General features: G+C 64.6%; 22 protein-coding genes and 1 tRNA gene. 12 read left to right on the plus strand and 11 right to left on the minus strand.

Features of this window, described 5'->3' with window-relative positions; genetic code table 11:
- Positions 1–22: 22 nt before the first annotated feature.
- On the minus strand, positions 23–1,225 hold the full coding sequence (locus tag O9Z70_RS15070; protein ID WP_286020257.1) for a GNAT family N-acetyltransferase: 1,203 nt from the start codon (positions 1,223–1,225) through the stop codon (positions 23–25).
- The gene (locus O9Z70_RS15075; RefSeq protein WP_286020258.1) at positions 1,222–2,181 is read right to left on the minus strand and encodes a hypothetical protein; all 960 of its coding nucleotides are present in this window, start codon (positions 2,179–2,181) and stop codon (positions 1,222–1,224) included. Before O9Z70_RS15075 ends, O9Z70_RS15070 begins: the two co-directional genes overlap by 4 nt.
- Before the next feature lie 284 nt (positions 2,182–2,465).
- On the opposite strand from O9Z70_RS15075, the gene dapF reads away from it, so the two are divergent.
- The 4 genes from dapF to O9Z70_RS15095 all read left to right on the plus strand — a co-directional run bounded on the left by dapF (position 2,466) and on the right by O9Z70_RS15095 (position 6,823).
- Positions 2,466–3,314 (plus strand): diaminopimelate epimerase, encoded by an 849-nt coding sequence (gene dapF / locus O9Z70_RS15080; RefSeq protein WP_286022028.1) that lies wholly within the window; start codon positions 2,466–2,468, stop codon positions 3,312–3,314.
- Complete coding sequence (gene mtaB, locus O9Z70_RS15085; protein WP_286020259.1) at positions 3,314–4,576, plus strand: tRNA (N(6)-L-threonylcarbamoyladenosine(37)-C(2))-methylthiotransferase MtaB; 1,263 nt, start codon at positions 3,314–3,316, stop codon at positions 4,574–4,576. Before dapF ends, mtaB begins: the two co-directional genes overlap by 1 nt.
- A gap of 132 nt (positions 4,577–4,708) precedes the next feature.
- A complete protein-coding gene (gene ftsY / locus O9Z70_RS15090; RefSeq protein ID WP_286020260.1) occupies positions 4,709–5,920 on the plus strand; it encodes a signal recognition particle-docking protein FtsY in 1,212 nt (403 codons plus the stop codon).
- Positions 5,921–6,205: 285 nt separating this feature from the next.
- Positions 6,206–6,823: a septation protein A gene (locus O9Z70_RS15095; RefSeq protein ID WP_286020261.1), complete on the plus strand. Its 618-nt coding sequence runs from the start codon at positions 6,206–6,208 to the stop codon at positions 6,821–6,823.
- Positions 6,824–7,390: 567 nt separating this feature from the next.
- Here O9Z70_RS15095 and O9Z70_RS15100 read toward each other — a convergent pair.
- Genes O9Z70_RS15100 through tsaD form a run of 4 tightly spaced genes read right to left on the minus strand, consistent with a single transcriptional unit; the run spans position 7,391 to position 10,179 of the window.
- Entirely contained in the window at positions 7,391–7,825 is a 435-nt protein-coding gene (locus O9Z70_RS15100) for an EVE domain-containing protein (protein WP_286020262.1), read from the minus strand.
- 3 nt (positions 7,826–7,828) lie between these two features.
- Positions 7,829–8,122 carry a YciI family protein gene (locus O9Z70_RS15105; RefSeq protein WP_286020263.1) on the minus strand — a complete coding sequence of 98 codons (294 nt, stop codon included), beginning with the start codon at positions 8,120–8,122 and terminating at the stop codon, positions 7,829–7,831.
- Position 8,123: 1 nt separating this feature from the next.
- Positions 8,124–9,110: an NAD(P)H-dependent glycerol-3-phosphate dehydrogenase gene (locus O9Z70_RS15110; RefSeq protein WP_286020264.1), complete on the minus strand. Its 987-nt coding sequence runs from the start codon at positions 9,108–9,110 to the stop codon at positions 8,124–8,126.
- A complete protein-coding gene (gene tsaD, locus O9Z70_RS15115) occupies positions 9,100–10,179 on the minus strand; it encodes a tRNA (adenosine(37)-N6)-threonylcarbamoyltransferase complex transferase subunit TsaD (protein WP_286022029.1) in 1,080 nt (359 codons plus the stop codon). Before tsaD ends, O9Z70_RS15110 begins: the two co-directional genes overlap by 11 nt.
- Before the next feature lie 57 nt (positions 10,180–10,236).
- Here tsaD and hemC point away from each other — a divergent pair, with 57 nt between their 5' ends.
- The 5 genes from hemC (at position 10,237) to O9Z70_RS15140 (ending at position 14,628) form a co-directional block, all read left to right on the plus strand.
- Entirely contained in the window at positions 10,237–11,175 is a 939-nt protein-coding gene (gene hemC, locus O9Z70_RS15120; RefSeq protein ID WP_286020265.1) for a hydroxymethylbilane synthase, read from the plus strand.
- Complete coding sequence (locus O9Z70_RS15125) at positions 11,172–11,906, plus strand: uroporphyrinogen-III synthase (RefSeq protein ID WP_286020266.1); 735 nt, start codon at positions 11,172–11,174, stop codon at positions 11,904–11,906. The genes hemC and O9Z70_RS15125 overlap by 4 nt, the downstream gene beginning before the upstream one ends.
- A 25-nt stretch (positions 11,907–11,931) precedes the next feature.
- Complete coding sequence (locus tag O9Z70_RS15130; protein ID WP_286020267.1) at positions 11,932–13,134, plus strand: COG4223 family protein; 1,203 nt, start codon at positions 11,932–11,934, stop codon at positions 13,132–13,134.
- Positions 13,131–14,516 carry a heme biosynthesis protein HemY gene (locus O9Z70_RS15135; protein ID WP_286020268.1) on the plus strand — a complete coding sequence of 462 codons (1,386 nt, stop codon included), beginning with the start codon at positions 13,131–13,133 and terminating at the stop codon, positions 14,514–14,516. Before O9Z70_RS15130 ends, O9Z70_RS15135 begins: the two co-directional genes overlap by 4 nt.
- 36 nt (positions 14,517–14,552) lie before the next feature.
- Positions 14,553–14,628 (plus strand) — tRNA-Thr (locus O9Z70_RS15140).
- A 6-nt stretch (positions 14,629–14,634) separates the two neighbouring features.
- On the opposite strand, the gene O9Z70_RS15145 is transcribed toward O9Z70_RS15140, so the two are convergent.
- A complete protein-coding gene (locus O9Z70_RS15145) occupies positions 14,635–15,390 on the minus strand; it encodes an N-acyl amino acid synthase FeeM domain-containing protein (protein WP_286020269.1) in 756 nt (251 codons plus the stop codon).
- A 135-nt stretch (positions 15,391–15,525) separates the two neighbouring features.
- Positions 15,526–17,820, minus strand: coding sequence for a putative bifunctional diguanylate cyclase/phosphodiesterase (locus O9Z70_RS15150; protein ID WP_286020270.1), 2,295 nt, complete (start codon positions 17,818–17,820; stop codon positions 15,526–15,528).
- A gap of 194 nt (positions 17,821–18,014) precedes the next feature.
- Between O9Z70_RS15150 and O9Z70_RS15155 the strand changes: the two genes are divergently transcribed.
- The gene (locus O9Z70_RS15155; RefSeq protein ID WP_286020271.1) at positions 18,015–18,305 is read left to right on the plus strand and encodes a 4a-hydroxytetrahydrobiopterin dehydratase; all 291 of its coding nucleotides are present in this window, start codon (positions 18,015–18,017) and stop codon (positions 18,303–18,305) included.
- A 23-nt stretch (positions 18,306–18,328) separates the two neighbouring features.
- Here the strand turns inward: O9Z70_RS15155 and O9Z70_RS15160 are convergent, their stop codons facing one another.
- From O9Z70_RS15160 to O9Z70_RS15170, 3 genes are read right to left on the minus strand one after another with little or no spacing between them, the layout of a single operon-like run.
- A complete protein-coding gene (locus tag O9Z70_RS15160) occupies positions 18,329–21,784 on the minus strand; it encodes an error-prone DNA polymerase (RefSeq protein ID WP_286020272.1) in 3,456 nt (1,151 codons plus the stop codon).
- A complete protein-coding gene (locus tag O9Z70_RS15165) occupies positions 21,781–23,448 on the minus strand; it encodes a Y-family DNA polymerase (protein ID WP_286020273.1) in 1,668 nt (555 codons plus the stop codon). The genes O9Z70_RS15160 and O9Z70_RS15165 overlap by 4 nt, the downstream gene beginning before the upstream one ends.
- Positions 23,333–24,142 carry an ImuA family protein gene (locus tag O9Z70_RS15170; RefSeq protein WP_286020274.1) on the minus strand — a complete coding sequence of 270 codons (810 nt, stop codon included), beginning with the start codon at positions 24,140–24,142 and terminating at the stop codon, positions 23,333–23,335. Before O9Z70_RS15170 ends, O9Z70_RS15165 begins: the two co-directional genes overlap by 116 nt.
- 214 nt (positions 24,143–24,356) lie before the next feature.
- Between O9Z70_RS15170 and O9Z70_RS15175 the strand changes: the two genes are divergently transcribed.
- Together O9Z70_RS15175 and ppa are read left to right on the plus strand one after the other, a co-directional pair.
- Entirely contained in the window at positions 24,357–24,812 is a 456-nt protein-coding gene (locus O9Z70_RS15175; RefSeq protein WP_286020275.1) for a tellurite resistance TerB family protein, read from the plus strand.
- Positions 24,813–25,025: 213 nt separating this feature from the next.
- Complete coding sequence (gene ppa, locus O9Z70_RS15180) at positions 25,026–25,556, plus strand: inorganic diphosphatase (RefSeq protein WP_286020276.1); 531 nt, start codon at positions 25,026–25,028, stop codon at positions 25,554–25,556.
- Positions 25,557–25,600 lie beyond the last annotated feature (44 nt).

Below are 25,600 nucleotides of genomic sequence, written 5' to 3' on the forward strand. Positions count from 1 at the left end.
TGAGGTCCGGCAGCGCGGCCGCTCAGGCCCGGCGCCATGCCAGATGCATGAACCGGGTCCGCAGCCCCGCCGGCATGCGCAGCACCAGTCCCTTGAGCGCCGGCCGCAGCAGCACGTCCCAGCCCTGGGTGATCAGCCAGCCCTTCAGCGTGACCGGCAGGGCGAAATCGCGCACGATCACCGTTTCGGTGGCGAAGGTCAGCTTATAGGGCATGACCGGCACGCCCAGATCGCAGCCGGAAAGACCCCGTTCGGCGCAGGCCTTGAGCACTTCGCCCAAATGCAGCTTGCCCGGGCTTTCATCGGAATTGGAAAAATCGCGGGCGGCGACATAGGCATAATAGCGCCCGCCATGCACGAACCCCCATTGCTCGGCGATCGGCTTGCCCTTCTGGGTCAGCGAAAAGGTCATGAGGTCGATATCGGGATGGCCGACTAGATTGCGGCAGAAATCCGGAAAGCCGCTATCGCGGAAAGCCCGCGAGGTGAGCCCCTGATCGCGCAGCCGCTCGGCCCGGCCGGCCAGGGTGCGCTCGATGAGGCCCAATTGCTCGATCGGTGCCGTGGCGACCTTGTGTTCCACCGGCCCGCTCCGTTCCAGCCGGTTCCGGGCATTGCGCATATTCTTGCGCGTCTTGCTGCGAATAGTGGCGAAATAGCCGGCGAAATCGGCAAAATCATCCAGCGCGACATAGGGCGCGCCCGCTTCGGAGCCGGTTTCGATGGCGGTCTTGGGCAGACCGCGGTCGAGGCTCGATCCATCCCTGATCTTGAGTAGGCTCACCGCGTCGCAGGGCGCCGCCGCAATCGCCGCATCCAGCAGGCGCGACATGGCCCGCCCCGGATCGATACCCGGCGCCAGCAGCATATTGCAATATTGCCCGAAGCCATTGCCCAGCGGCACCAGCACCCGGCGCATCGCCGTCCGGACGCGCTCGAGCGGCAGCACCGCGATCAATTGCTGGCCCTGCCTGAGGACCGCGATGACCGGATCGAAATCCGGGTTTTCGCGCGCCGCCTCGAAGTCGAAGACCGCCCGCGCCCAGCCCAGGCTCTGGAACAGGTTGGCGCCGCTGCTTCCGGCCTCGAGCGCCTGCCAGCATCCAGCCAGCGCATCGAGGTCCTGCCTTTTGCGCACCACTTTCGCGCCCAATTCCTGGCCGGGCGCTGTCGCGTCGGCACTATGGCGCCCCGGGGAAAGCGCGATCGCGCCTGCGGCAGTCATTTCTCGAATGTATGGGCCGGAATATCGCGCACGCCTTCCGGCGCTTGAGGATCGACCCGGAAATCGACGCTATAGACCTTTTTCTTCTGCGGATTGAGCGGGCTGAACTTCACCGCCCCGGCCAGCCCCAATTTGCTGAGATAGGACAGGCCCGTCACCTGCTGGCTGAGTTTTTTCCGGCCCAGTCTGCCGCGCAGAATGCCATTGGCGTAATTGACCGCGTAATGCTTGCGCAAATCGTCGGTCCAGTGCTCGGTGGTGAAGCTGACATTGAGCATGCCGTGATTGACCACGCGGTGCGGCCCGTTAAGCGGCCAATGCAGCATCTGCCCGGCCTCCAGATCGTAGACCTGGGCGAAATCGTCGAACCAGGGCTCGAACGGCATGTCGGTTTCGCGCAATTGCCCCAGGATCAGTTTTTCCAGCGCCGGCTGCGAAATGAACGGCGCCTGGGCCGGATAGACATAGACCTTCTTGGTGCCGCGCACCTGCCACAGGCTCTGCCCCGGCACGTCGGAATGATATTTCACCGAAACATTCGGCGAGGAGATCAGGATGGTCAGATTGCGCTTATAGCTCTTGAAGCCCGGCACCCGCTCCTCGAATTCGGCATAGAGGCTGTCGAGCAAGGCGCCATAGGCCGGATCGGTCTTGGCCGGGGCGGTCAGGTTCACCCAGATATTGCCATTGCGCACCACCTCGAGCACTTCGGCGCCGGAAATTTCCTTGATTTCGCCTTCGCGCCTCTTGGGCGGATTGCCCGGCGTTTTCTGCGAATAATTGACGTGATAGGCTTCGCGCGGCGAGCGGTCGATCAGCGATGCCAGCGCCTCGTCCGTGAACAGCGGCGAATTGGCGAGGCTATGGCCGAGGCGCAACGATTGATTGCCCCAAAGCTTGGGATAATGCGGCTGCCAGTCGGTGATGATCTGATCGGAAATGAGCGGCATGTTCATGGATCGGCTCCCCGGATGCTGGGATAAGATTTTCGGCCATCATCCTAGTCCACAAAGCGCCAGCTGCACGTGAAAGCTGCCTTTCTGGTTAAGATCAACCCCAGCGCAAGTGGTTAAAAATAAAAGAAAAATGCAGCTATGGCGCGCGCTGAGCCCTGAACCGGATCAATCGGGCAACACCCATGCTGGCAATTTTCCGGTACATCCGCCATATAAACCGGCAAAGTGCTATTTGGTAGCAACACCGATGGAAGACCGCCTTGAGCGACGTCCCCTTTTTTAAGATGAACGGGCTGGGCAACCAGATCATCGTCGCCGATTTGCGCGGCATGCCGGCGCGCGTCACGCCGCAAGCCGCCATCGCCATCAATGCGCATCCCGAAACCCGCTTCGACCAGATCATGGCCGTGCATGACCCGCGCACACCCGGCACCGACAATTATATCGAGATCGTCAATTCCGACGGCAGCCGCGCCCAGGCCTGCGGCAATGGCATGCGCTGCGTGGTCCGGGCCCTTTCGGCCGAACAGGGCCGGCGGCGCTTCACCTTCGAGACCGTCGCCGGCATCCTCTTCGGCGAGGAAGACGAAGATGGCGCCATCCTTGTCGATATGGGCACGCCCAAATTCGCCTGGTACGACATTCCGCTCAACGAGGAATTCGCCGATACCCGCGCCATCGAGCTCCAGATCGGCCCCATCGACGCGCCGGTGCTGCATTCGCCCTCCGTCGCCTCCATGGGCAATCCGCATGCCACCTTCTGGGTCAAGGACGATATATGGTCCTATGCGCTGGACCGGTTCGGGCCGCTGCTCGAAAACCATCCGCTGTTTCCCGAGCGCTGCAACATTTCCATCGCCGAAGTGGTCCGCCCCGATCACATCGTCCTCAGGACCTGGGAGCGCGGCGCCGGCCTGACCGAGGCCTGCGGCACCGCCGCCTGCGCCGCCCTGGTCAATGGCGCCCGCACCCGGCGCACCGGCCGCAAGGCCAGGGTGACGCTGCCGGGCGGCGATCTTTTGGTTGAATGGCTCGACAACGATCATGTCACCCTCACCGGGCCGGCCGAGCTCGAATGGCGCGGCAGGCTGGATCCGGCCAGTGGCGCCTGGACCCGCGGCGGGGCCGCCTGATGGGGGTCGAGACGCTGACATTCGGCTGTCGCCTCAACGCCTATGAGGGCGAGGTGATGAAGGCCGAGGCCGAAAAGGCCGGGCTCGACAATGCCATCATCATCAATACCTGCGCGGTGACCGCCGAGGCCGTGCGTCAGGCTAGGCAGGCCGTGCGCAAGGCCAGGCGCGACCATCCCGCCGCCCGCATCATCGTCACCGGCTGCGCCGCCCAGACCGAGGCGCGCAGTTTCGGCGACATGGCAGAGGTCGACCTGGTCATCGGCAATGCGGACAAGCTCAAGGCCGAGAGCTACCGGCCTATGGTTTTCGGCACCCCGCTCAACGACAAGGTGCAGGTCAACGACATCATGAGTGTGCGCGAGACCGCCGGGCACCTCATCGAGGGCATGGATGGCCGCACCCGCGCTTTCGTGCAGGTGCAGAATGGCTGCGATCATCGCTGCACCTTCTGCATCATCCCCTTCGGTCGCGGGCCGTCGCGCTCGGTGCCGATGGGGCTGGTGGTCGAGCAGATCAAGAAGCTCGTCGGCAATGGCTATGCCGAAGTGGTGCTGACCGGGGTGGACATCACCTCCTATGGCCCCGACCTGCCGGGCAGTCCGACCCTGGGCAAGCTCACGCAATCGATCCTCCGCCATGTCCCGGACCTGCCGCGCCTCAGGATTTCCTCGATCGATTCCATCGAAGCCGATCCGGCGCTCTATGAGGCGGTGGGCGAGCCGCGGCTGATGCCGCATCTGCACCTGTCGCTGCAATCGGGCGACGATCTCATCCTCAAGCGCATGAAGCGCCGGCATCTGCGCGACGATGCGCTCGGCGTCGTCGACAAATTGCGCAGCCGGCGTCCCGACATGGTCTTCGGCGCCGATATCATTGCCGGCTTCCCCACCGAGACCGACGCCATGTTCGAAAATTCCCGGCGCTTCATCGCCGAGGCCGGGCTCACCTATATCCACGCCTTTCCCTATTCGCCGCGCCCCGGCACCCCCGCCGCCCGCATGCCGCAGGTCGGCAAGGCCATTGCCCGCCGGCGCGCCGCGCTGCTGCGCCAGGCGGGCGACAGCCAGTTCGCCGCCCTGTGCCGGAGCCGCCTCGGCCGGCTCGAAAACGTCCTGGTCGAACGCAACGGCCTTGGCCGCACCGAACAATTCATCCCGGTGCGCGTTCCGGGAGCCCAGGCCGGCGCATTGCTCGGCGTCAGCATTACCGGCATGGATGCGGACGGGCTGACCGGCGAGGCCTTGCCGGCGGCGGCCTAGCGGCAACGACCTCGTCCTTCGACAGGCTCAGGATGAGGTCTCCGGGAGTTCTGCGTTAGCGTGGAGCTCATGGTGAGCTTGTCGAACCAGACGGTTGTGGCAATGTGGGCCGGAACCAGCGAAAGACAGGCAATGACCGACAAGAAACCGGGCTTTTTCCAGCGCCTCTTCGGCGGCAACCAGCCGGCGCCCAGTCCCGCGCCGCCGGAAACGAAGCCGGAAGTCCCGGCCGAGCCGGCGCCGGAAAGCGTGCCGGCCACGCCCGAACCCGAGCCCATCCCGGAGCCGGCCGAGCCGCTCCGGCCCGCCGATATTCCGCCGCCGCCCGGCCCGCCGGAAACCACCCCCGATTATATCGAGCGGGTCGAGGACCAGTTCGTCACCCCGCCCGCCGAGATCGCCACGCCGGCCCAGCCGCTCCAGTCCTGGTTCGGCCGCCTGGCTTCGGGCCTCAAGCGCTCTTCGGACAATCTCAGCTCGTCCATTACCTCGGTCTTTACCAAGCGCAAACTGGATGCGGCGACGCTCGATGAACTCGAAGACGTGCTGATCCAGGCCGATCTGGGCGTGGACACCGCCATGGCGATCACCGAGATTCTGCGCCGCGACCGCTTCGACAAGGACGTGTCGGGCGACGATGTGCGGGCGGTGCTGGCCGCCGAGGTGGAGGAGGTGCTGACCGCCGTGGCTCAGCCGCTCGCCATTGATGCGGGCAAGAAACCCTTCGTCATCCTGATGATCGGCGTCAATGGCTCGGGCAAGACCACCACGATCGGCAAGCTGGCGCAGAAGCTGACCCGCGAGGGCCGCTCGGTCATGCTGGCGGCCGGCGATACCTTCCGCGCCGCCGCCATCGAGCAATTGCAGGTCTGGGGCCAGCGCACCGGCGCGCCGGTCATCGCCCGCCCGGCCGGCGCCGATGCCTCGGGCCTGGCCTTCGACGCCGTCACCCAGGCCCGGGCGGAAGGCCGCGATGTGCTGATCATCGACACCGCCGGACGGTTGCAGAACCGCGACGAATTGATGAACGAGCTGGAAAAGATCATCCGCGTCATCAAGAAAGTCGATCCCGAAGCCCCCCATGCTACCCTGCTGACCCTCGATGCCACGACCGGCCAGAATGCTCTCAAGCAGGTGGAAATCTTCGGCCAGCGCGCCGGAGTGACGGGGCTGGTCATGACCAAGCTCGACGGCACCGCCCGCGGCGGCATCCTCGTCGCCATCGCCAGCAAATTCGGCCTGCCGGTGCATTTCATCGGCGTCGGCGAAGGGGTCGAGGACCTCGAACCCTTCGCCGCCAGCGATTTCGCCCGCGCCATTGCCGGCTTCGAGCCACCCCGCTAGGGCAAATCTCTCCAGTGGAGAGATTTGAGGCGAGAAGGCCATGAGAGCTACGCTCGAATGGCGGGAGGGGGTGCTGCGGTTTCTACACATCCGGCAGCCTCGCCCTCGCTCCGCCGGGAGGTGGCGTCCAGCGTTGATCGACAGAACCGTTCCCATCCCGAAGGGAATAGCGCATTGGCTGCGGCGAATGCCGGCAAAGCCAAAATCTCACCACTCTTGCGGACTATTGCGCCTTGCATGATCCGGCCCCTGCCCTCACATTGGAGCCATGCCACGGGAAGTAAGATGACGGACAAAGCCGAACCTGAAGTCAATTGGGACGAATTGCGCCCCCAGATCACCAAGCTGGCGCTGGAGCTCGGACCGCTGGTCGTCTTCTTCATCATGAATGGCCGCGCCGATATTTTCGTCGCCACCGCCTGGTTCATGGCGGCCATGACCATTTCCCTGCTGCTGAGCTGGATCATTCTCAAAAAGGTCGCCGTCATGCCGCTGGTCACCGGCGTCGTGGTGCTGGTCTTTGGCGGGCTGACGCTGTGGCTGCAGGACGACACTTTCATCAAGATGAAGCCCACCATCACCAATGTGATGTTCGCCTCAATTCTCCTGGGCGGCCTGGTCTTCGGGCAATCGCTGCTGAAATATGTCTTCGGCGACGTCTATAAGCTCAGGCCCGAAGGCTGGTGGAAGCTGACGCTCAATTGGGGCCTGTTCTTCGTCGTCCTCGCCGTGCTCAATGAAGCGGTCTGGCGCAATTTTTCGACCGATTTCTGGGTGGCCTTCAAGGTCTGGGGCATCATGCCGCTGACCATCGTCTTCTCGATGAGCCAATTGCCGCTGCTCAACAAATATGCCCCCGCGGCGGAGCCGGCTCAGCCTCCCCCCGTCGCCACCGGCACCTGAAGCGGGCCTTCTCGCCTCCTTCCCGCCCGCCCCCGGGATCGGGGCCGGCGTGAAAACTTATCCCCGCTGCCGAAATCTGGTGCACCTTTCATCCATTCCCGCACAAGCTGCGCGGTCGCGACGAACGGTCGGTGCGGGATACCGGATGGAGAAGGGGTCGCCCTTCTTCCGTCGCGCGTATGGGCGGATCCCGGCTCACTCCACGGGAACCATGTCGGGCCGTTCCGGCTGCACCGGACGGCAGCTGTCACGTCGCCAGCAGGGCGAAGACGAAACAGTCCCTCATGGGCGGAAATCAGGACGCAAGTCCGCCGCACCAGCGCGATGAACGAGCATCCGGTGCATGGGGCGAGGTCTTCCTCACCCATTATTTTCCGCCGGACGACCGGCACCGAGGCAAACCTCGCCCCATGCCGCAGCTTCGAGTTGTGCGGCAAAGCCCACAAATCGGTCCGGTGGACCGGTTTGAAACGAGAAGGCCGTGAGAGCTAAGCTCGAATGGCGGTCCTTCACCAAAGCAAACCCGGAGGCCCATGGCCGTCCGGCGCTTCGGCACGTCCAGGCCGCCTATAGACCACCCATCTGGCAGAGCAGCGTCCATTCGGCGTCACCGACCTTGGACACCGACAGCCGGGAGAGCTTGACCAGCTCCATCTCGCTCAATTCGGGAATCGCCTTGATCTCGGCCAGCGTCACCGGGCGGGCAAAGGGCTTCACCGCCTGCACGTCGACGCATTCCCACACCACCGCGCCCTTGGCGTTGAGCTCGGCGGTGCTGTCGGGATGGGCCAGGGCCACGATCTTCATGATCCCGACGATCTCCTTGCCGATATTGGAATGGTAGAAGAACGCCTCGTCGCCGATGGCCATGGCCTTCATATTGTTGCGCGCCGCATAATTGCGCACGCCGTTCCATTCCTCGACCTCGCCCTTCGCCGTCTTCCTGGCCAGATCGTCGAAGGAAAAAACGTCCGGCTCCGACTTCATCAGCCAATAGGCCATGGCTCAGAGCTCCGCGCCGGAATTGTTGATGGCCAGGCGCCAGCGCTTGACCTCATAGGCGGAAAACACCCCGGCCGACACGAACGGATCGGCGGCGGCCAGCGCCTCGGCCTCGGCAAGGCTCTCGGCCTCGAACACCACGATCGAGCCCTCCGGCTGTTCGTAGGCATCGAGCAGCGCTCCGGCAAAGACCAGCTTCGGGCCCAGCGATTTGAGATGGTCCAGATGCTGCGGCCGCGTGTCGAGCCGGGTCTGGAGCGCGCCGGGAGCATCCTTGGCGATCATGGCATAGAGCATTTCAATCTTCCCTCTTGAGCGGGCGGGACATCAATCCCGCCACGATTTCGGCAATATCGGCCTGACCGGCTATGACGGCGTCGACGGCCTCGATCAGCGGCGCCTCGACAGCGAGGCTTTTCGCCAGAGCGGCGGCGACCGGCGCCGTAGCCACGCCCTCCGCCAGCCTGGACCCGCCGGCCAGGATATCCTCGGTCCGGCGGCCCGCGCCCAGCGCCATGCCGAATTGATAATTGCGCGATTGCACCGAGGTGCAGGTCAGCGTCAGATCGCCCAGCCCGGCCAGCCCGGTCAAGGTATGGGCCGAACCGCCCATGGCGGTGACCATCCGTGCCATTTCCGCATAGCCCCGGGCGATCAGCGCCGCCCGGGCCGAAGCGCCGAGATGGGCGCCTTCGACGGCGCCGCAGGCCAGCGCATAGACATTCTTCAGCGCCCCGGCGATCTCCACCCCGACGCGGTCGTCGGCGGCATAGGGCCGGAATGTCGGGCCGGCCAGGGCGGCGGCCAGCGCGGAAGTGTCGCTGGCATCGTCTCCCGCCAGCGTCACCGCCGTCGGCCGCCCCGCCGCGACATCGGCGGCAAAGCTGGGGCCGGACAGCACATAGGGCACGGCCTCCGGCGCCATGTCGGCGAGAATCTCGCTCTGCCGCGCCAGCGTGCCGGTCTCCAGCCCCTTGGCCGAAAGCACGATCGGCCGGCCGGCAAGCAGGGCCGGATCGAGCCCGGACAACAGGGTCCGCGTCGCCTGCGCCGGCACCGCCAGAATGACGATATCGGCGCCGCTGAAAGCCCCGGCGGCCGTGACGCCCGGCAGCAGGACCTGCCCCGGCAAGGCCGCCTGATTGATGCGGCCGGCATTGATGGCGGCCGCCTGTTCGGCATTGCGCATGATCAGCGTCACCGACCGGCCGGCCATGGCGACGGCCTGCGCCAGCGCCGTGCCCCACGCCCCGCCGCCGATCACGGCTACGCTTTCAAGCGGCATCTTCACTCACCTTCATGTCGGGCATGTCCAGCGGCCAGCGCGGCCGCGCCGCCACATCCAGCCCATTGCCGGCGCCCAGGGCCAGCCGCTCGGCGCCGGCCCAGGCCACCATGGCGCCATTATCGGTGCACAGGGCAATCGGCGGCACCACCAGACGAACGCCCATATCTTCTGCGACCGCCGCCAGCGCCGCGGCAATGCTTCTATTGGCGGCGACCCCGCCGGCCACCACCAATTGCGGCGCCATGTCGGGCCATTCCGCCTGCAACCGTTGCAGCGCCTGTCGCGACCGCGTCGCCACGATCTCGGTCACCGCTGCCTGGAAACTGGCGGCGATATCGGCCACGTCCTGCCGGGTCAGCGGCGCGATGGCCTCGGCCTGCAGCCGCACCGCCGTCTTGAGCCCGGAAAAGGAAAAATCCAGCCGCGCCTCGCGCAGCAATGGCCGCGGAAATTTGAACCGCCTGGCATCGCCATCGCGGGCGATCCGCTCCACTTCCGGCCCGCCCGGATGGCCCAGGCTCAGCAATTTGGCCACCTTGTCGAAAGCCTCGCCCAGGGCATCGTCGATAGTGCCGCCCCAGCGCTGGTAATCGCCGACGCCGCGCACCAGCACGAATTGGCTATGCCCGCCCGAAACCAGCAGCATAAGATAGGGGAATTTTATCCCGTCGGTAAGCCGCGCCGTCAGCGCATGGGCTTCCAGATGGTTGACCGCGATCAGCCGCTTGCCCAAAGCGGCGGCCAATGCCTTGCCGGTGGTCAGCCCCACCAGGACGCCGCCGATCAATCCCGGCCCCGCCGTTGCCGCCACCGCGTCGATATCGGACAAGTCGATTCCCGCTTCGTCCACGGCCTGCGCGATGATGTGATCGAGCCATTCCACATGGGCCCGCGCCGCCAGTTCGGGCACCACGCCGCCAAATGCCGCATGTTCATCGAGCTGGCTGCGCACCACATTGGAACGAATGGTTCCGCGACCGGATTCATCCCGCATGACAATGGCGGCGGCGGTTTCATCGCAGCTGGTCTCGATACCCAGGATAATGGCTGGCGCTTGCCCGGTCATGACGAAGTAGTCTACTCCCATCAGCGAGCTTATCGCCTACACCAGGACCGCCCGGATATGCAATCGCCCACTCCCTTCGCCCGGATCGGAACACGCGGCAGCCCCCTTGCCCTTGCCCAGGCACGGCTGGTCCGCCAATTGCTCGCCGAGGCGCATGGCGTCGCCGAGGACGATATCGCCATCGAGGTCTTTTCCACCGGCGGCGACCGCAGCCAGTCGGAAAACACCACTTTGTCCGATATCGGCGGCAAGGGCGTCTTCACCAAGGAGATCGACGAGGCACTGCTTTCGGGCCGCGTGGATATCGGCGTCCATTCCAGCAAGGACGTGGCGACCGGCCTGCCGCCCGGCATGGTGCTGGCCGCCTTCCTCGAACGCGAGGATGTGCGCGACGCCTTCCTCTCGGTCAGCGTCAAGGGCATCGACAACCTGCCAGAGGGCGCCCGTTTCGGCACCTCGTCCATCCGCCGCGCCGCCCAGGCGAAGCGGTTGCGGCCGGACCTGCGCATCGTGCCGTTCCGCGGCAATGTGCATACCAGGCTGCAAAAGCTGCTCGATGGCGTCGCCGATGCCACCTTGCTGGCTCTGGCAGGGCTGAACCGGCTGGGCGAAGCGCATCGCGCCACCTCCATTCTCGATCCCGAGCATTTCATGCCGGCCCCGGCCCAGGGCGCCATCGGCATCGCCATCCGCGAAGGCGACCAGCACTTTGCCGATATCGTCGCTCCGCTCGACCACGCCCCGACCCATGCCGCCATTGCCGCCGAACGCGCCATGCTCGCCATATTGGATGGCTCCTGCCGCACCCCGGTCGGGGCACTGACGGCCCGCGACGGCGGCCTGCTGAGCCTGAAGGGCGAGATTCTCAGCCTTGACGGCCAGACCAGCTATCGGGCCGAGGCCCAAGGGAGCGATCCGCGCCAGCTCGGCGAACAGGTCGGCCGGGAGCTGTTGGCGCAGGCCGGTCCGGATTGGCTGAAGCGGTGGATGGCATGATGCGCATGCTGGTGACGCGGCCGGAGCCCGATGCGCAGGCGACGCAGGAGCGGCTGGCGGCATTGGGAATTCCCTCGGCAATGGCGCCGCTGATGACGAGGCAGACGCTGGCGGCAAATCTGCCTATGGCCGAAGGCTTTGCCGCCATCGCCTTCACCAGTACCAACGCCCTGCGCGGCCTCGCGGATCTGGAAGCCTTGTCGCCCTTCCTCACCACGCCGGCCTTCGCTGTGGGCGATCGCACCGCCCATGAGGCCCGGCAATTGGGCTTCGTCTCGGTGACGCCCGCCGATGGCACGCTGGGATCGCTGGTCACCACCATCGCCCTGGCCCGGCTCGCCGGCCCGGTCTTCTATCCTGCCGGCAAGCATCTGAGCGGCGATCTCGCCCATGCCCTGGCGCCGCATGGCCTGATGGTGGTGACCACCCCGGTCTATGAAATGGTCGCCGAATCCCGCCTCGATCCCGAGATCGCGGCCGCCCTGTCGGCTGAGGATTTCGGCGCCGTTCTATTCTATTCCCGCCGCACCGCCGAGATTTTCTGCGCGCTGGCCGCCGCGAATCTCACGGACGCACAAAGACGCCGCCTGCCCATGCTGTGCCTGTCGGAAAATGTGGCCGCCCCGCTCATCGACAACCGCTTCAGCCGCATTCTTCTCGCCGACCATCCCAGCGAGGAAGCGATGATGGCGCTGGCACTGGCTTTTGCCCGCGAGCAAACTGGGCCATGATCGGAACGAGCAAGAGGTAAGGCCCATGGCTGACAATCCCGGCAAGGACACGCCGCCCACCGATCCCAAAGCCCAGGACAAGACCGGCCCGGTCAGGCCGCCGATCCTGGAAGGCACGGCCCGCGCCGCGCCGGGCGCCAAACCCGCCGATGCGAGCGTGAAAAGCAAGCCGCAGCCAACAAAGCCATCGGCCACGACCAAGCCCCGCGAACCGGATCGAGGTTCGGGCGCGCCGTGGATCGCCGGAATTCTGGGGGGCGCCATCGGTCTCGGCGCCGCCTATGGCCTGGCCTGGTTCGGCCTCTGGCCCAGCCCGGCACAGACCCCGCCGCCGGATCCACGCCTCGCCCAATTCGCCACCGCCATTCCCGAATTGCAGACGACGACCGGCACGCTGCAAAGCGAACTGGCCACGCTCGGCAACCGCGTCGGCAATCTGCAATCCGACATCGCGGCCCTGCCGGCCCCGGGCCAGCAAACCGACATTGGCGATCTTGCCGAACGGCTTGCGGACCTGTCCGCGCGATTCGAGGCCTTGCCGGCCGGTCCGGCGCCCGGAGAAGGCGAAGGCCAGAACGCCGCCGCGATTGCCGCGCTCGAAACTCAATTGGCAGAATTGCGCCAGGAGGCCAGCGAGACGACCACCAGGCTCGCCGACAATGAAAGCCGCATCTCCGCATTGGCCGAGGCGGCCAGTGCCAGCGCGTCGGCAACGGACCAGACCGCCCAATTGCCGCTGATCTTCTCCAGTCTGGAAAGCGCTTTCCTGTCCGGCCGCCCCTATACCGCCGAATTGGCGGCGCTGCGCCGGACCTGGCCGGAGACATCAATTCCCGAAATGGTTGCCGCTGCTGCCACCGGAGGCTTGCCGCGGCCCGACGAGGTGGCGCGGCGTCTCAACCAGGTGGTGCCCGACATGCTGGCCGGTCGGCCCGCCAATGCCGGGGCCGATTGGCAGGACGGCGCCATGGACTGGCTGCGCGGCATCGTGGCGATGCGGCCCGCCGGCGAGATCGAGGGCGACGGTCCGGAAGCCATCGTGACCCAGCTCGAGGCGGCCATGGCGCGGCGCGACTTCCGCGCCGCCCAATCGGCGCTGAGCGCCCTGCCTGCCGCCATGAGCGCCGCCGCCGGACCGGTCGCGGACGACATCGCCGCCCTGGCGGAGGCCGAAGCCTTCCTCGCCAGTCTGCGCAGCCTGGCGCTCGGCACGGGGAGCGGCGCATGATCCGTCTCGCCTCCTGGATCATCGGCAGCCTCGCCATTGCCGCCCTTGCCGCCTGGGTCATCTCCCTGCCCGGTACGCTGATTCTGGAAATTGCCGGCCAGCGCCTGCAACCGCGCCTCGGCACCGCAATCGTCATTCTGCTGCTGGGCGCGGCGCTGATCATCGCCGTCTGGGCCGTGCTGCGCCGCATCATCGGCGCGCCGAAAGCCATGGCGCGCCGCCGCGCCGCCAAACGCCGCGAACAGGGCGTCGAGGCCCTTTCCGACGCCATCATCGCCCTCCAGGCCGGCGATCCGGCCCGGGCCCGCATCATGGCCCGCGAAGCCCAGGCCCGCCTGTCCGACAGCAGCGCCGCAAAACTGCTCGAAGCCCGGGCCGATCTGGCCCTGGGCGACATGCCCGCCGCCCGCGAGCATTATCGCGCTCTTATCGCCAGCGAGAGAACCGCCGTGGCCGCTCTGACCGGTCTCTATGACCAGGCCCGGGCCCAGAACCGGCCGGAAGCGGCCCTGACCTTTGCCCGCAAGACCCTAGCCCTGGCGCCGAGCAGCGATTGGGCCGCCGAGGCCGTGTTCGGCGATCTGGCGCGGCGCGGCCAATGGGCCGAAGCGGTGGCCATGGTCAATGCCGAAGCCGCCGGCACCCGGGAAGAAAAGGCCCGCAAGCGCCGCCGCCAGGCCGTCATCGAAACCGCCCGCGCCCGCGAAAATGAGACCACCGAGCCCAATGCCGCGCTCGACCACGCGCTGACCGCGCTGAAATTGCTGCCCGATTTCGTACCCGCCGCCCTGATCGCGGCCCGCATCTATACCAATCGCGGCGAAACCCGTCGGGCGCAAAGCCTGTTGCGGCGCATCTGGCGCGCCACCGGCCATCCCGATATCGCCGCGCTCTATGCCCATGCGCAACCCGGCGCCTCGGCGGTCGAACGGCTGAAACGCCTGCGCGAAATCGTCGAACTGCCGCCGCCCCACCGCGCCGCTGGCATGGCTTTGGCCGGCGCCGCCATCGATGCCTATGACTGGCCGCTGGCCCGCGAAGCCCTGTTGCCCTTTGCCGGAGCCGATGCCACGCAGGGCGTCGCCAGCCTGATGGCCGAGATCGAGGAAGGCCAGAGCGGCGACCAGGGCAAGGCCCGTGAATGGCTGGCCCGCGCCGTGCGCGCGCCCCGGGATCCGGCATGGACCGCCGATAATATCGTCAGCGACGAATGGGAGCCGATTTCCCCGCTCACCGGGCGGCTGGATGCGTTCGAATGGAAAGTGCCGGTAGCCAGCAACAAAAGTCCGGCCCCGCTTGCGGCGGCCACCAGCGGCTCCGTGCCGGCTTTGTTGTCGACACCCGCTCCCTTGCCCCTTGCGCCGACCGAAAACGACCAGTAAAAGACCCGCCATCCGTTAGGGGCCACCCCCTTCGGCGCCGCTTTAGCTCAGTTGGTAGAGCACATCATTCGTAATGATGGGGTCAGGTGTTCGAGTCACCTAAGCGGCACCACTTTTCTTATTCGACCCGTTCCATCAATTCGAGCCGTTGTGCCTGCCGCGCCGATGGCGCGATGGCGATGAGGTCGGGCTGTTTCGTGCCGAACAGGGCGGCGCGTTCCTCGGGAAGCGACATGAAGAAGGGATAGCGATCCGCCACGCGGTCGCGGATGGCTGGCACTTCGGCGGCGTAAAGCTGCATGGGAAAGGCGAGATTGGCGTAGCTGCGCTCCTCGCCCAGGGGCTTCGCGCCGAATACCCGCTTGTAGAAGGCGGTATGTTCGGGCCTGACGGCGGACATGCAATAGCGGACAGGGAAATATTCGCAGGCCATGGCGGCAAGCCGCAATGTCAGATAGGGCAGGGCCGGATAGGCCAGCGACAAATCGAAATCGGCGGTGAAGCGGCCGGGATCGATAAAATTCTTGCCGCTATCCAGAAGCGGCTGCAACACGTCGGGCCAGACCGACATGCAGGGCGAATAAGGCTGTTCGGGCGTGACGACGTGAAAACGCAGCGAGCTGGCCAATTGGCCATCGATATAGACGCCGAAGCAATAGCAATTGGGCAGGTCGTCGAATTCGTCCCTTGTGACCTGCTGGGAATTGACCGGGATGAAATCTTCGCGCCGATAGGCTTCGTAGCGCAACCGATAGACCGGATCGAATTGCTCATCGGAGCTGACCCGCCGATAGCGCACAAGATCGAGCAGATCGAGCAACGTCGTGGCAAAACGCGAATTGGCGCTGGTTTCAGCAGATTTGGCCGCACTCATGAACATTGCCCCATAGTCCAGAAGGCATATTAACCCTCTGTTAGGGATAACCGCATTGGGAAAATAGCCCGGCTGGCGCCAAATACCCGAGGCAGGGGCTGAATTTTACTGAAAAATCAGCGAGTTAATCGAATGTTAACCATGTAGGCGATTTTCGGCATGGCGGTTGGACGTCTTGCCGTTGAAGCGCTCGATCAGTTCGGCAATGTCTTTGGCCGGCAGGGGGCGGCTGAAGAAATAGCCCTGGACTTGCTGAACGCTGGTCTGGCTCAGCATGACATTGAGCTGTTCCTCGGTCTCGACCCCCTCGGCCACCACCTTCAAATCGAGATCCCGGCCCAGTCGCGCCACATTGGCCAAGAGCCGCAGGGCGCGCGGGTCGTCGGCAATGTCGGCCACGAAGGAGCGATCGATCTTGAGCTTGGTAAAGGGCAGCGCGCTGAGATAGCTCAGCGAGGAATAGCCGGTGCCGAAATCGTCCAGCGCGATGGCGATGCCGCGATCGGCGAGCGCCTGCAACACGCTGCCGGCCAGGTCGCGCTCCTCGATGACGGCAGTCTCGGTCACCTCGATTTCGAAGCGCTCCGGCGGCAGGCCGGATTGCCGCAGCGCCCGGTCGACCAAGGCCGGCAGATCGATGCCGCGGAAATCACGCGCCGAAACGTTGACGCCGACCCCAACCGAGCTGGCCCAGCAACTGCATTCGCGCGTCGCATTCTCGACCACCCAGGCGGTGATGTCGGAGATCAGTCCCATTTCTTCGGCCAGCGGAATGAAGATCGCCGGCGCGATCGGGCCGAGCTCGGCATGCGTCCAGCGCGCCAGCGCCTCGCAGCTCATCACCTTGCGCGTCGAAATATCGAGCAGCGGCTGGAAGGCCAGGCTCAACTGGCCAGCCGCCACGGCATCGCGCAGATCGGCCTTGAGGCGCTGTCTATAATGGTAGTCGATATCCATCTGGGCATGGAAAATCTGGCTGCGGGCCTTGCCTTCCGTCTTGGCGGCATTGAGCGCCAGGTCCGCCTTGGTCATCAGCTCTTCCAGATCGTCCTGGCTGGCCGGGCTATGCACCACGCCGATACTGATTCGGACCGGCAGGTCGATGCCATTGAGCATGAAGGACGTATCGAAAGCGGCCAGCGCCTGCTCTGCCGCGCTCCGACCCTTGGCGTGGTCCGCCGCGCATAGGGCGATGAATTCGTCGCCGCCCAGCCGCGCCAGCAGAACCTCGTCCGGCAGCGCCGCGCTCAGGCGGTCGGCGGTCTGGCGCAGCAATTCGTCGCCGACCACATGGCCGAAACTGTCATTGACGTGTTTGAATTCATCGATGTCGATGATCATCAGGGTGCTGGGCAGACCCATCTCGGCCCGCATCTGCAAATGCTCCGCCGCCAATGTGTTGAAATGGCTGCGATTGGGCAGGCCGGTAAGCGTGTCGTGCCGGGCAATGAAATTGATGCGCTCTTCGGCCAGCATGCGCTCGGTAATGTCTTCAAAGAGCAGCACCGTCCTTTGTTGACCCGAACTGACCGTGACCTCGAAACAGGGCCCTTCATGGATCGAGAACAGCACCTTGCCGGAGCCGCGCTCATCGATGATTTTCCTCAACCGGGCTACCGCGATTTTCGGCACCAGAGCGCGCGCGCCCAATGTTTCGAGCACCGGTCCGAAAGGTTGGCCAGCGAGTTTGCCGATTTCGAGCGAAGTAAAGATCTGCACCGCCCGATCATTGGCCAGGGTGATGGTGCCGTTTTCATCGAGCATGCACAGACCATGCTCGAGCGTGGTGATGGCGATGTCGAATTCGGCGGCGAGACGGGAGACCTCCACGCGGCCATGCACGGCGGAGAGCAGCAGCGCCCGCACATCGCCCGCCATCTTGCGATAGCTGATGAGCAACAGGATCAGCATGGCCGCCAAGAGCTGGTGGTAGAAATTGCCGCGGAAGATCATGGCGATCCAGAGCGGCACCGACAGCGAGACGATCTGGATGGTGAGCAGCCTGTCGAGGCCGAAATTGCGGGCGACCAGGCCCACGGTGGAGGCGATGGTCAGGGTGCAGCTCGCCAGTTCGGCAAAGGGATCGCGCACCACCAGGATGGCCACCAGGCACCAGATGCCGTGGGTGAACGCCACCAGCGCGCCGCCGATCAGCGCCCGATTTTCCCAGCGTTCGGCCGCTTCGGCGTCGTCGTCGCCAATGCCGGCGCGCCAGAAAGCCTGCATGTTGTAAAACCGGATCAGTCCGACCACCAGCAGCGCGGCCGCCACCACGAGCAGGATCGGCGCCTCTGCCTGGAAAGACGAGATCGCGGCCACTGCGGCACTGGAAATGGCGCCAAGCAGCATGGCGCCCCGTTCACTATAGACCGAACGGATAATGGACACATAGTCCAAGGCCGGCATGGTTTTTCTGGCAGAGGTCAGCACAGAATTTTCCCCGTTACTGCGCTATTGGGCGCATAAGCCCTTAACAAGCTCTTGCCCGGAGCCGCCGATCCGGGTCGGAGTCGGCTTGTAGGCTAAACGGCTGGTTAATGCCGGCATGCCGGGTCAGCCGCAGCTTTTCTTCCGGTCAATCGTTCTTGCTTGGCCGCATCAAGGATTTCGTCGAGGAGGAAGACATGGCTGAAAAATTATCGGCAGAGGCGCGCAACCTGGCTCTGGCCCGGCTTGCGGACTGGTCCCATGACGCTGCGAGTGACGCCATCATTCGCGAATTCCGCTTCAAGGATTTTTCTCAAAGCTTCGCCTTCATGACGCGCGTGGCATTATTGGCGGAGAAGGCGGCCCATCATCCCGAATGGTCCAATGTCTATAACCAGGTCCGCATTGTCTTATCCACGCATGATGCGGGCGGATTGAGCCAGAAGGATATCGATCTGGCCCACAGCATCGATGCGCTTCTTGACTGAGCATTGGGTGAAATCCTTCGTCCTTAGTGAAAATTTCGCCCGCCCGGCAGGGCTGCATAAGCCTGGCGGCGGGCCAGTTCGATCTCGCGCAAGGCCTCGCGGTTGCGGCTTTCCGGCCGGTCGCCACCGGATTTCCCCTCATCGCCCCGCGCCAGTATTCCGTTCCCGATATCCTTGCCATGGGCGAGATCGAGCAGATGCCGGGTCAGGTCCTCCATTTCCTCGGCGATGATATGGATGACGCCTCTTTCGGATTGCACCTTGCCCCGCACCGCCAGCATGCGGCTCGACAGGATGGTCTTGCGATTGGCATCGAACACTTTGGGCCAGATCACCACATTGGCCACGCCGGTTTCGTCCTCCAGCGTGGCAAAGACCACCCCGCTGGCCGTGCCCGGCCGCTGTCGCACCAGGACCAGGCCGGCAACTTCCACCCGCAGGCCGGAAGCGACTTTGGGTAGATTGCCGGCCCGGGTCGTGCCCCGCGCCATCAGCATGGGCCGCAGGAATTCGACCGGATGGCCCTTGAGCGACAATGACAGCGTCGCATAATCATGGATGACTTCTTCGCCTTGCTGCATATCCGGCAGGTCCGCCGCATCCTCGGAGGGCGGGATTGCCGGTGGACCGGCGGCGGCAAAGAGCGGCAGGGTTTCGGCGCCGTGCGTCCCCACCAATCCCTTGACGGCCCAGAGCGCATCGCGCCTTTTCAGGCCCAATGAGGCAAAGGCGTCGGCTCGTGCCAGTTTTTCGAGGCTGGCGATCGGCACACCGGTCCGCAGCCACAAATCGCGCACCGAGACATAGCCGGCCCCGCGTCGCGCCACGATGATATTGATGTCGTTTTCGGCGAGACCCTCGATGAAGCGCAGGCCCAGCCTTATGGCCTTGTTCGAGAGGATGTCATCGGCCATCTCGGCATGACGCGGCCAGATATGGTCCCGGACCTGGCGATCGCCGCCCGGCTCCAGCAAGCATTCGAGATCGGACAGATTGACATCCGCTTCCCGCACCTCGATCCCGTGCTCGCGCACGTCGCGGATGATCTGGCTGGGCGCATAGAACCCCATGGGCTGGGAATTGAGCAGCGCGCAGGCGAAAATATCGGGGTAATGGCATTTGAACCAGCAGGATGCATAGACCAGCAGCGCAAAGCTGGCCGCGTGGCTTTCGGGAAAGCCATATTCGGCAAAGCCCTTGATCTGGGCGAAACAGCGCTCGGCGAATTGGCGCTCGTAATTATTGGCAATCATGCCGTCAATGAACCGCTTCTCGAAAATCGCGATCTTGCCGGTGCGTCGCCAGGCCGCCATGGCCCGGCGCAATTGATCGGCTTCGCCCGGCGTGAAACCGGCTCCCTTGATGGCCATCTGCATGGCCTGTTCCTGGAAAAGCGGAATGCCCAGGGTTTCCTTGAGCACATCATCGAGGGCGTCGCCGGGCTTGGGTTTCCATTTTTCGATACCGTCACGGCGCTTGAGATAGGGATGCACCATGCCGCCCTGGATGGGGCCGGGACGCACGATGGCCACTTCGATGACGAGGTCGTAAAAGCGTTGCGGGCGCAGGCGCGGCAGCATCGACATCTGTGCCCGGCTCTCGATCTGGAACACGCCGATCGTGTCGGCGCGATGGGTCATGGCATAGACGCGGGCCTTGTCCAGCGGTCCCTTGCCGGTTTCCTCGGCAAGCAGATCCTCCAGCTCATAGCGCTTGCGGTAATGGACATGGAGCAGATCGAAAGCCTGCCGCAGACAGGACAGCATGCCCAGAGCCAGAATGTCGACCTTGAGAATGCCCAGGGCATCGATATCGTCCTTGTTCCATTCGATGATCGCCCGGCTATCCATGGCCGACTGGCCGATGGGCACGAGGCTTTCGAGCGAATCCCGGGTAATGACGAAACCGCCCACATGCTGGGAAAGATGACGCGGGAAACCGCGCAGCACCTTCACCACCTCGAACATCTGCGCCATGACCGGATCGTCGGGATTGAGCCCGAGATGTTCGAGATCCTTGAGATTGAGAGAGCTGCCCCAGCCCCAATGCAATTGGTTGAAGGCGGCTATGATGTCGTCCGAAACACCGAACGCCTTGGCGGTTTCGCGGATCGCGCTGCGGGAACGATAGCAAATGACATTGGCGGTCAGCCCCGTGCGCTTGCCGCCATATTTATTATAAACATATTGCATCACCTCCTCGCGCCGCTCGTGCTCGAAATCGACGTCGATATCGGGCGGCTCGTCCCGCTCGGTGGAGATGAAGCGGCCGAAGACCAGCGTATTCTTGGTCGGGTCGACCGCGGTAATGCCCAGGCAGAAACAGACGCTGGAATTAGCCGCCGAGCCGCGCCCCTGGCATAGGATCCTGCGCTCATTGCGAGCATAGATGACGATGTCGTGCACAGTGAGAAAATAGGCGGCATAGCCCTTATAGGCGATGAGGCAGAGCTCCTTCCAAAGGCTCTCCTTGACCGCATTGTTGACGCCGCCGGGATAGCGCCGCGCCGCCCCTTCCCAAGTCAGGCGCTCCAGCGTCTGCTGCGCGGTTTCGCCATTGCCGATGGTTTCCTCGGGATAATTGTAGCGGAGCTGATCGAGCGAAAAGCCGATGCGGTCGATGAAAACCCGGGTCTGGGCCAGGGCATCGGGATATTCGGCAAAAAGCCGGGCCATTTCTTCCGCCGGCTTCAAGTGCCGCTCGGCATTGGCGCTGAGCCGGAAGCCGGCTTCCTCCAAGGTGACATGCTCGCGAATGCAGGTCACCACGTCGAAGAGAATGCGCCGGTCCGGCTCGTGATAATGGACATCATTGCTGGCGAGCATCCTGGCCTGGTGGCGTTTGGCCAGCGCGTCGATGCGGTTGAGGCGGGCCCGGTCCCGCCCGTCAAAGCGCGGCGTGCCGGCGACCCAGACACGGCCCGGCGCCTGCCGGCTCAGCCGATCCAGAATCTTTTCGCTCAATCCCCAATCGCTTTCGTCGGGCAGGAGAATGAAGAGCTGACCTTGGGAATAATCCTCGGGAGGCCCCTGCTCGGTTTCGGACCCCGGATCACCCGCGCCGAACAGATCCGCGAAGAACAATATCGGCTTGCCCTTCTCGCCGCGTCTATTGCCAAGGGTCAGCAGCTTGCACAGCCGCCCATAGGAAATCCGGTCGGTCGGATAAGCGACGATGTCGGGCGTGCCATCGGCAAAGCACAGTCGTACCCCGACCAGATAGCGGAAATCGGGAGCGATCGCCTGGTTGTCTCGCGCCGTCACATAGCCGCGCACCACCCCGGCAAAGCTGTTGCGGTCGCACAGGCCCAAGGCAGGGAGCCCCATATGCATGGCGGCGCTGACCAATTCCTCGGGATGCGAGCCGCTGCGCAGGAAGGAGAAATTGCTGGTGGTGACCAGCTCGGCATAGAAAGGCGCGGCCATGGGGGAAGGCGGCGGTGCCGTTTCCGGTCTTTTGAGTCCGACGATCCGGCTCATGGGAAAAATCCGTGCAGATACCAGCTCGGCAGGATTTCTCCGCCATAAAGGCCGAGGCGGAATAGCCAGAAACGGCGGCCTTCTTCGTCTTCCACCACGTAATAATCGCGCGTTCCGGCCTCGGGATCGAAAAGCGGCAGGTCGGCAATATAGGGTATTGGTTGGCTGGATTGCGGGTCCTTGTCCGGTTTCTCTTCCGGCACCAATGCCAGCCTTTGGCCGCTGCGCCACCATTCGGCGCCGATCCGTTCCGGCCCCGCCGCCTTGACCAGCCGGTAAACCTGCCGCCGCCAGACCATCGAGCCGGGCAGGCCATCGGGCACTTCGGCATTGACCATCACCGGTTCGGGCTGCGGCAAAAGCCGCAAGGGCCGCATGAGGGGCGGCGGCTCGACCGGATTTTCCGCCGCCATCGCCACGGCCGGCACCAATCTTGCAGCCCGTTCGGGAACATGGCTGGCGATTGACTGGCTGCGCAAAACCGCCTCACTGCCCAACCGGCTGCCCAGCCTGTCCAGCAGGCGATCGATATCCTCGAGCCCGCTGGGCGCCGCGAAAGCCCCTTTCTGCTCCGCATCGAGCCGATCGGTGGAACTGACCGCCAGCCGCACCATGTCGATGCCGAAGCCGGCATCGTATTCGCCTTGCAGCCGCTGGGCGCGATGGCGGAACAGCCCGGTAATATGGGCCGGGTCGCGGGTCAGCCGTGACGCATTGAGCGAAAGGGTCATGACCTTGTGGTCGACGCGATAGAGAAACAGATGAAAGCTCTGGGCGCCCAGCCCGTGCTGCTCGAGATGACAGGCCAGCTTGACGGCCAGGTCATGCGTGGCGGCCAGCACGTCGTCCAGCAGCGCTATCGGGTCGGCGAAGCGCCGTTCGACGGCATGCTCGACCATGGGCAGGCGCGGCGCCATCCTTTCCTCGATCAGCCCATAGGCCTGATCGAGCCGGGTGAGCAGGGACGCACCGAACCGCGCCTGCAGCGGCTTTCGCGGCCGATTGCGGAGCTGTCCGATATTGTCGAGGCCCATCTGCACCAGCGTGGCGACCTGCTTTTCGTCGAGCCGCAGGGCATGGACCGGGAGGACATCGAGCCCGCTTTCCAGCGCCGCAAGCGGCAGAACCTGGCTGCGGGCGAAATGGCTCACAGCCCAGGCGGCGCCGATCGTGGGCGCGATGGCGCCGGCCACGCTGTAATTCAATGCCCGGAGGCGCGTCAGCGCCAGACGCAGCATGGCGGCCTCGCCGCCGAAAAGATGGCTGACCCCGGTAATGTCGAGCATCAGGTCGCCATAGGGCGCGCTATCGGCCAGCACCGAAACCAGCGGGCTCAGATTGGAATGCCAGTCGGCAAAATCGGCAAAGCCGGCTTCCAGCAGGGGACGATCGAGTTCGAGAACGGTCAGAGATTGCACCAGAGCCCGCGCATCGGCCAGGTTCATGCCCTGCCGCAGTCCCAGCCGCATGCCCTCGGCATCGATGGCCGCCAGGCGCAGTCCGCCCTTGATCCGCTCGTACAGCGCCAGGGGCGCCTTGAGATTGGCATCACGCCGTTTGAGATAGTCGGTCGGCCAATGCGGCAGGAACAGCCCGAGAAAGCGCCTTTCCGGCGCCGAGCCGATCCGGCCCATGGGACCGAGCAGGGAGACTTGCAAAGCCATTTTCCGTCCATTCCAGCAACCATTTACCCTGACGCCTGACCGTCACCCCGCGCTCCAGCCGCAAATGCCAGCGCGCCGCGCCGGGGGCGACGGGATCGTGGCGCTGGCGGGCGCTGCGTCCGGGCGCGAGATGCCAGCGCAAATGCGCCGCGCTGGCCTCGCGCCCGGTGCCGTAGCGCAGCAAAAACAGCGAGGTGCCGGTTTCGGCCGCCCGCAGGCTGAGGCGCCGGCTGGCGGTGAAATCAAGCGGAGCCGGCATTGCCCCGATTTCGGCGACGATGCCCGCCACGGCGGCACAGCCCAGGGCCTCCTCGGCCGCCCAGAGCAATTCTCCCATATCGGCAGGGCGCACGATGATCACCTGCGCCGGATCGACCCCGAAATGGCTCAGGCCCGGCCCATAGGGCAGCCCGAAGAACCGCCCGTCTCCGGCCAGTTGCAGGAAGATCAGGGCCGGACGCCGGGCGGTGAGCAGCCCCTTTCCCTGGCCCAGCGCAAAGGCCAGGCTGGCCCCGCCATTGCGCACCGCATCGGTGAACACTTCCTGCACCAGCCCGCCCGAAAAAGCCGGAAAAGCCCCGTCAGCCGCGGGCGAATCCGCATGGCGCGGCTCCAGCAAAGCCGGCTTGCGCTCGATATCGGCAATGACATCCCGCAGCGCGGCAAGGCGCTGCTGGCGGCTCGGGGTCTGCATGGCGCGACCGTCTTAGTGAACAAAACGGGAACATTTAGACTCCGATTCTGCCGAGAGTCGAGTCCCTTTTGCAGCACCCGCTGTGACATGGGCGCATCAGCAGCGCTCAAGACCGCGTGAAAATCCGGCCAAGCCATTGAGCCGGCGCCACTTATGGCTAAGTCTCAAGCCGCCGGCCCGCGGCTATTCGAAACCCTATCCCGACGGAGCTCCCATGTTCGAGGCCCTGAACCGCCTGTTCGGCAAGCCGGAAGCGCCGGTCGACCTTTCCGACCCCAAACTGGCGGTCGCCGCCCTGCTGGTGCATCTGGCCGCCGTGGACGGGGTCATGCAGGAAGCGGAACGCGAGGCCATTCGCGTCGCGCTGATGGGCCATTATGATCTCGAAGAAGGCGCCGTGGACCGACTGATCCGCGACGCCGCCAAGCGCGATGCCGAAGCGGTGGATTTCTATAAATTCACCAAGGACTTGGCCCGACTCGACCTGGAGGATCGCATCGAGATCGTCCGCATGATGTGGGCCGTGGTCTTCGCCGACCGCAAGAACCATGAACTGGAAGACAACATGGTCTGGCGCGTCGCCGAACTGATCGGCGTGTCCGGCCGCGACCGCACCATTCTGCGCAATCAGGTCCGCGCCCAGACGAGCTTGGTCCGCCCCGAACAATGACGCCGACACCGATATGGTGAGCACATTGTTAACCTTGAGCCCTGCCGCCGCCATCATCCGCCCACATCGGCCCGCATTCGGCTTCTCTCCGGAAAAACCTAAGCGCCGCGGGCCATCCCTATCGGGTGCGGCGGATTTGCGGCTTGCCTTTGACAGTCTTTGTGGGCAGAACCTGCCTCCATTCCGTCCCCTCCCGGCGACCAAGGCTAGACCATGAATATCGACGCGATCCCCACCGGCAAGAATGTGCCCGACGACCTCAATGTCATCATCGAAGTGCCGTTGGGTGGCGAGCCGATCAAATATGAGATCGACAAGGATTCCGGCGCGCTGTTCGTCGACCGCTTCCTCTATACGCCCATGCGCTATCCGGGCAATTACGGCTTCGTGCCCCATACTTTGTGCGGCGACGGCGATCCGCTCGACGTCATCGTGATGAATTCCCGTCCGCTGGTGCCCGGCGCCGTGGTGCGCTCCCGCCCGGTCGGCGTGCTGTTCATGGAAGACGATGGCGGCCAGGACGAAAAAATCATCGCCGTGCCGATCTCCAAGCTGACCCGCATGTATGACAATATCGCCGATATCGCCGACCTGCCGGAAATTCAGCTCGAACGGGTGAAGCATTTCTTCACCCATTACAAGGATCTCGAACCCGGCAAATGGGCCCGCATCGACCATATCGGGGGTATCGATGCGGCCCGCGAGGTGATCCTCAAATCCATCGACATGGCCAAGAACGGCTGATTCCCGATCCAATTCCGGCCTGCGGCGTTGTAGGGAGAAGATCC

It is taken from the genome of Devosia sp. YIM 151766 (assembly GCF_030285925.1).
Classification (GTDB): Bacteria; Pseudomonadota; Alphaproteobacteria; order Rhizobiales; family Devosiaceae; genus Devosia.

Coding starts and splice junctions, on each gene's coding strand:
- O9Z70_RS15070 (WP_286020257.1), bottom strand. CDS start 1,225: ATGACTGCCGCAGGCGCGATCGCGCTTTCCCCGGGGCGCCATAGTGCC.
- O9Z70_RS15075 (WP_286020258.1), bottom strand. CDS start 2,181: ATGAACATGCCGCTCATTTCCGATCAGATCATCACCGACTGGCAGCCG.
- dapF (WP_286022028.1), top strand. CDS start 2,466: ATGAACGGGCTGGGCAACCAGATCATCGTCGCCGATTTGCGCGGCATG.
- mtaB (WP_286020259.1), top strand. CDS start 3,314: ATGGGGGTCGAGACGCTGACATTCGGCTGTCGCCTCAACGCCTATGAG.
- ftsY (WP_286020260.1), top strand. CDS start 4,709: ATGACCGACAAGAAACCGGGCTTTTTCCAGCGCCTCTTCGGCGGCAAC.
- O9Z70_RS15095 (WP_286020261.1), top strand. CDS start 6,206: ATGACGGACAAAGCCGAACCTGAAGTCAATTGGGACGAATTGCGCCCC.
- O9Z70_RS15100 (WP_286020262.1), bottom strand. CDS start 7,825: ATGGCCTATTGGCTGATGAAGTCGGAGCCGGACGTTTTTTCCTTCGAC.
- O9Z70_RS15105 (WP_286020263.1), bottom strand. CDS start 8,122: ATGCTCTATGCCATGATCGCCAAGGATGCTCCCGGCGCGCTCCAGACC.
- O9Z70_RS15110 (WP_286020264.1), bottom strand. CDS start 9,110: ATGCCGCTTGAAAGCGTAGCCGTGATCGGCGGCGGGGCGTGGGGCACG.
- tsaD (WP_286022029.1), bottom strand. CDS start 10,179: ATGACCGGGCAAGCGCCAGCCATTATCCTGGGTATCGAGACCAGCTGC.
- hemC (WP_286020265.1), top strand. CDS start 10,237: ATGCAATCGCCCACTCCCTTCGCCCGGATCGGAACACGCGGCAGCCCC.
- O9Z70_RS15125 (WP_286020266.1), top strand. CDS start 11,172: ATGATGCGCATGCTGGTGACGCGGCCGGAGCCCGATGCGCAGGCGACG.
- O9Z70_RS15130 (WP_286020267.1), top strand. CDS start 11,932: ATGGCTGACAATCCCGGCAAGGACACGCCGCCCACCGATCCCAAAGCC.
- O9Z70_RS15135 (WP_286020268.1), top strand. CDS start 13,131: ATGATCCGTCTCGCCTCCTGGATCATCGGCAGCCTCGCCATTGCCGCC.
- O9Z70_RS15145 (WP_286020269.1), bottom strand. CDS start 15,390: ATGAGTGCGGCCAAATCTGCTGAAACCAGCGCCAATTCGCGTTTTGCC.
- O9Z70_RS15155 (WP_286020271.1), top strand. CDS start 18,015: ATGGCTGAAAAATTATCGGCAGAGGCGCGCAACCTGGCTCTGGCCCGG.
- O9Z70_RS15160 (WP_286020272.1), bottom strand. CDS start 21,784: ATGAGCCGGATCGTCGGACTCAAAAGACCGGAAACGGCACCGCCGCCT.
- O9Z70_RS15165 (WP_286020273.1), bottom strand. CDS start 23,448: ATGGCTTTGCAAGTCTCCCTGCTCGGTCCCATGGGCCGGATCGGCTCG.
- O9Z70_RS15170 (WP_286020274.1), bottom strand. CDS start 24,142: ATGCAGACCCCGAGCCGCCAGCAGCGCCTTGCCGCGCTGCGGGATGTC.
- O9Z70_RS15175 (WP_286020275.1), top strand. CDS start 24,357: ATGTTCGAGGCCCTGAACCGCCTGTTCGGCAAGCCGGAAGCGCCGGTC.
- ppa (WP_286020276.1), top strand. CDS start 25,026: ATGAATATCGACGCGATCCCCACCGGCAAGAATGTGCCCGACGACCTC.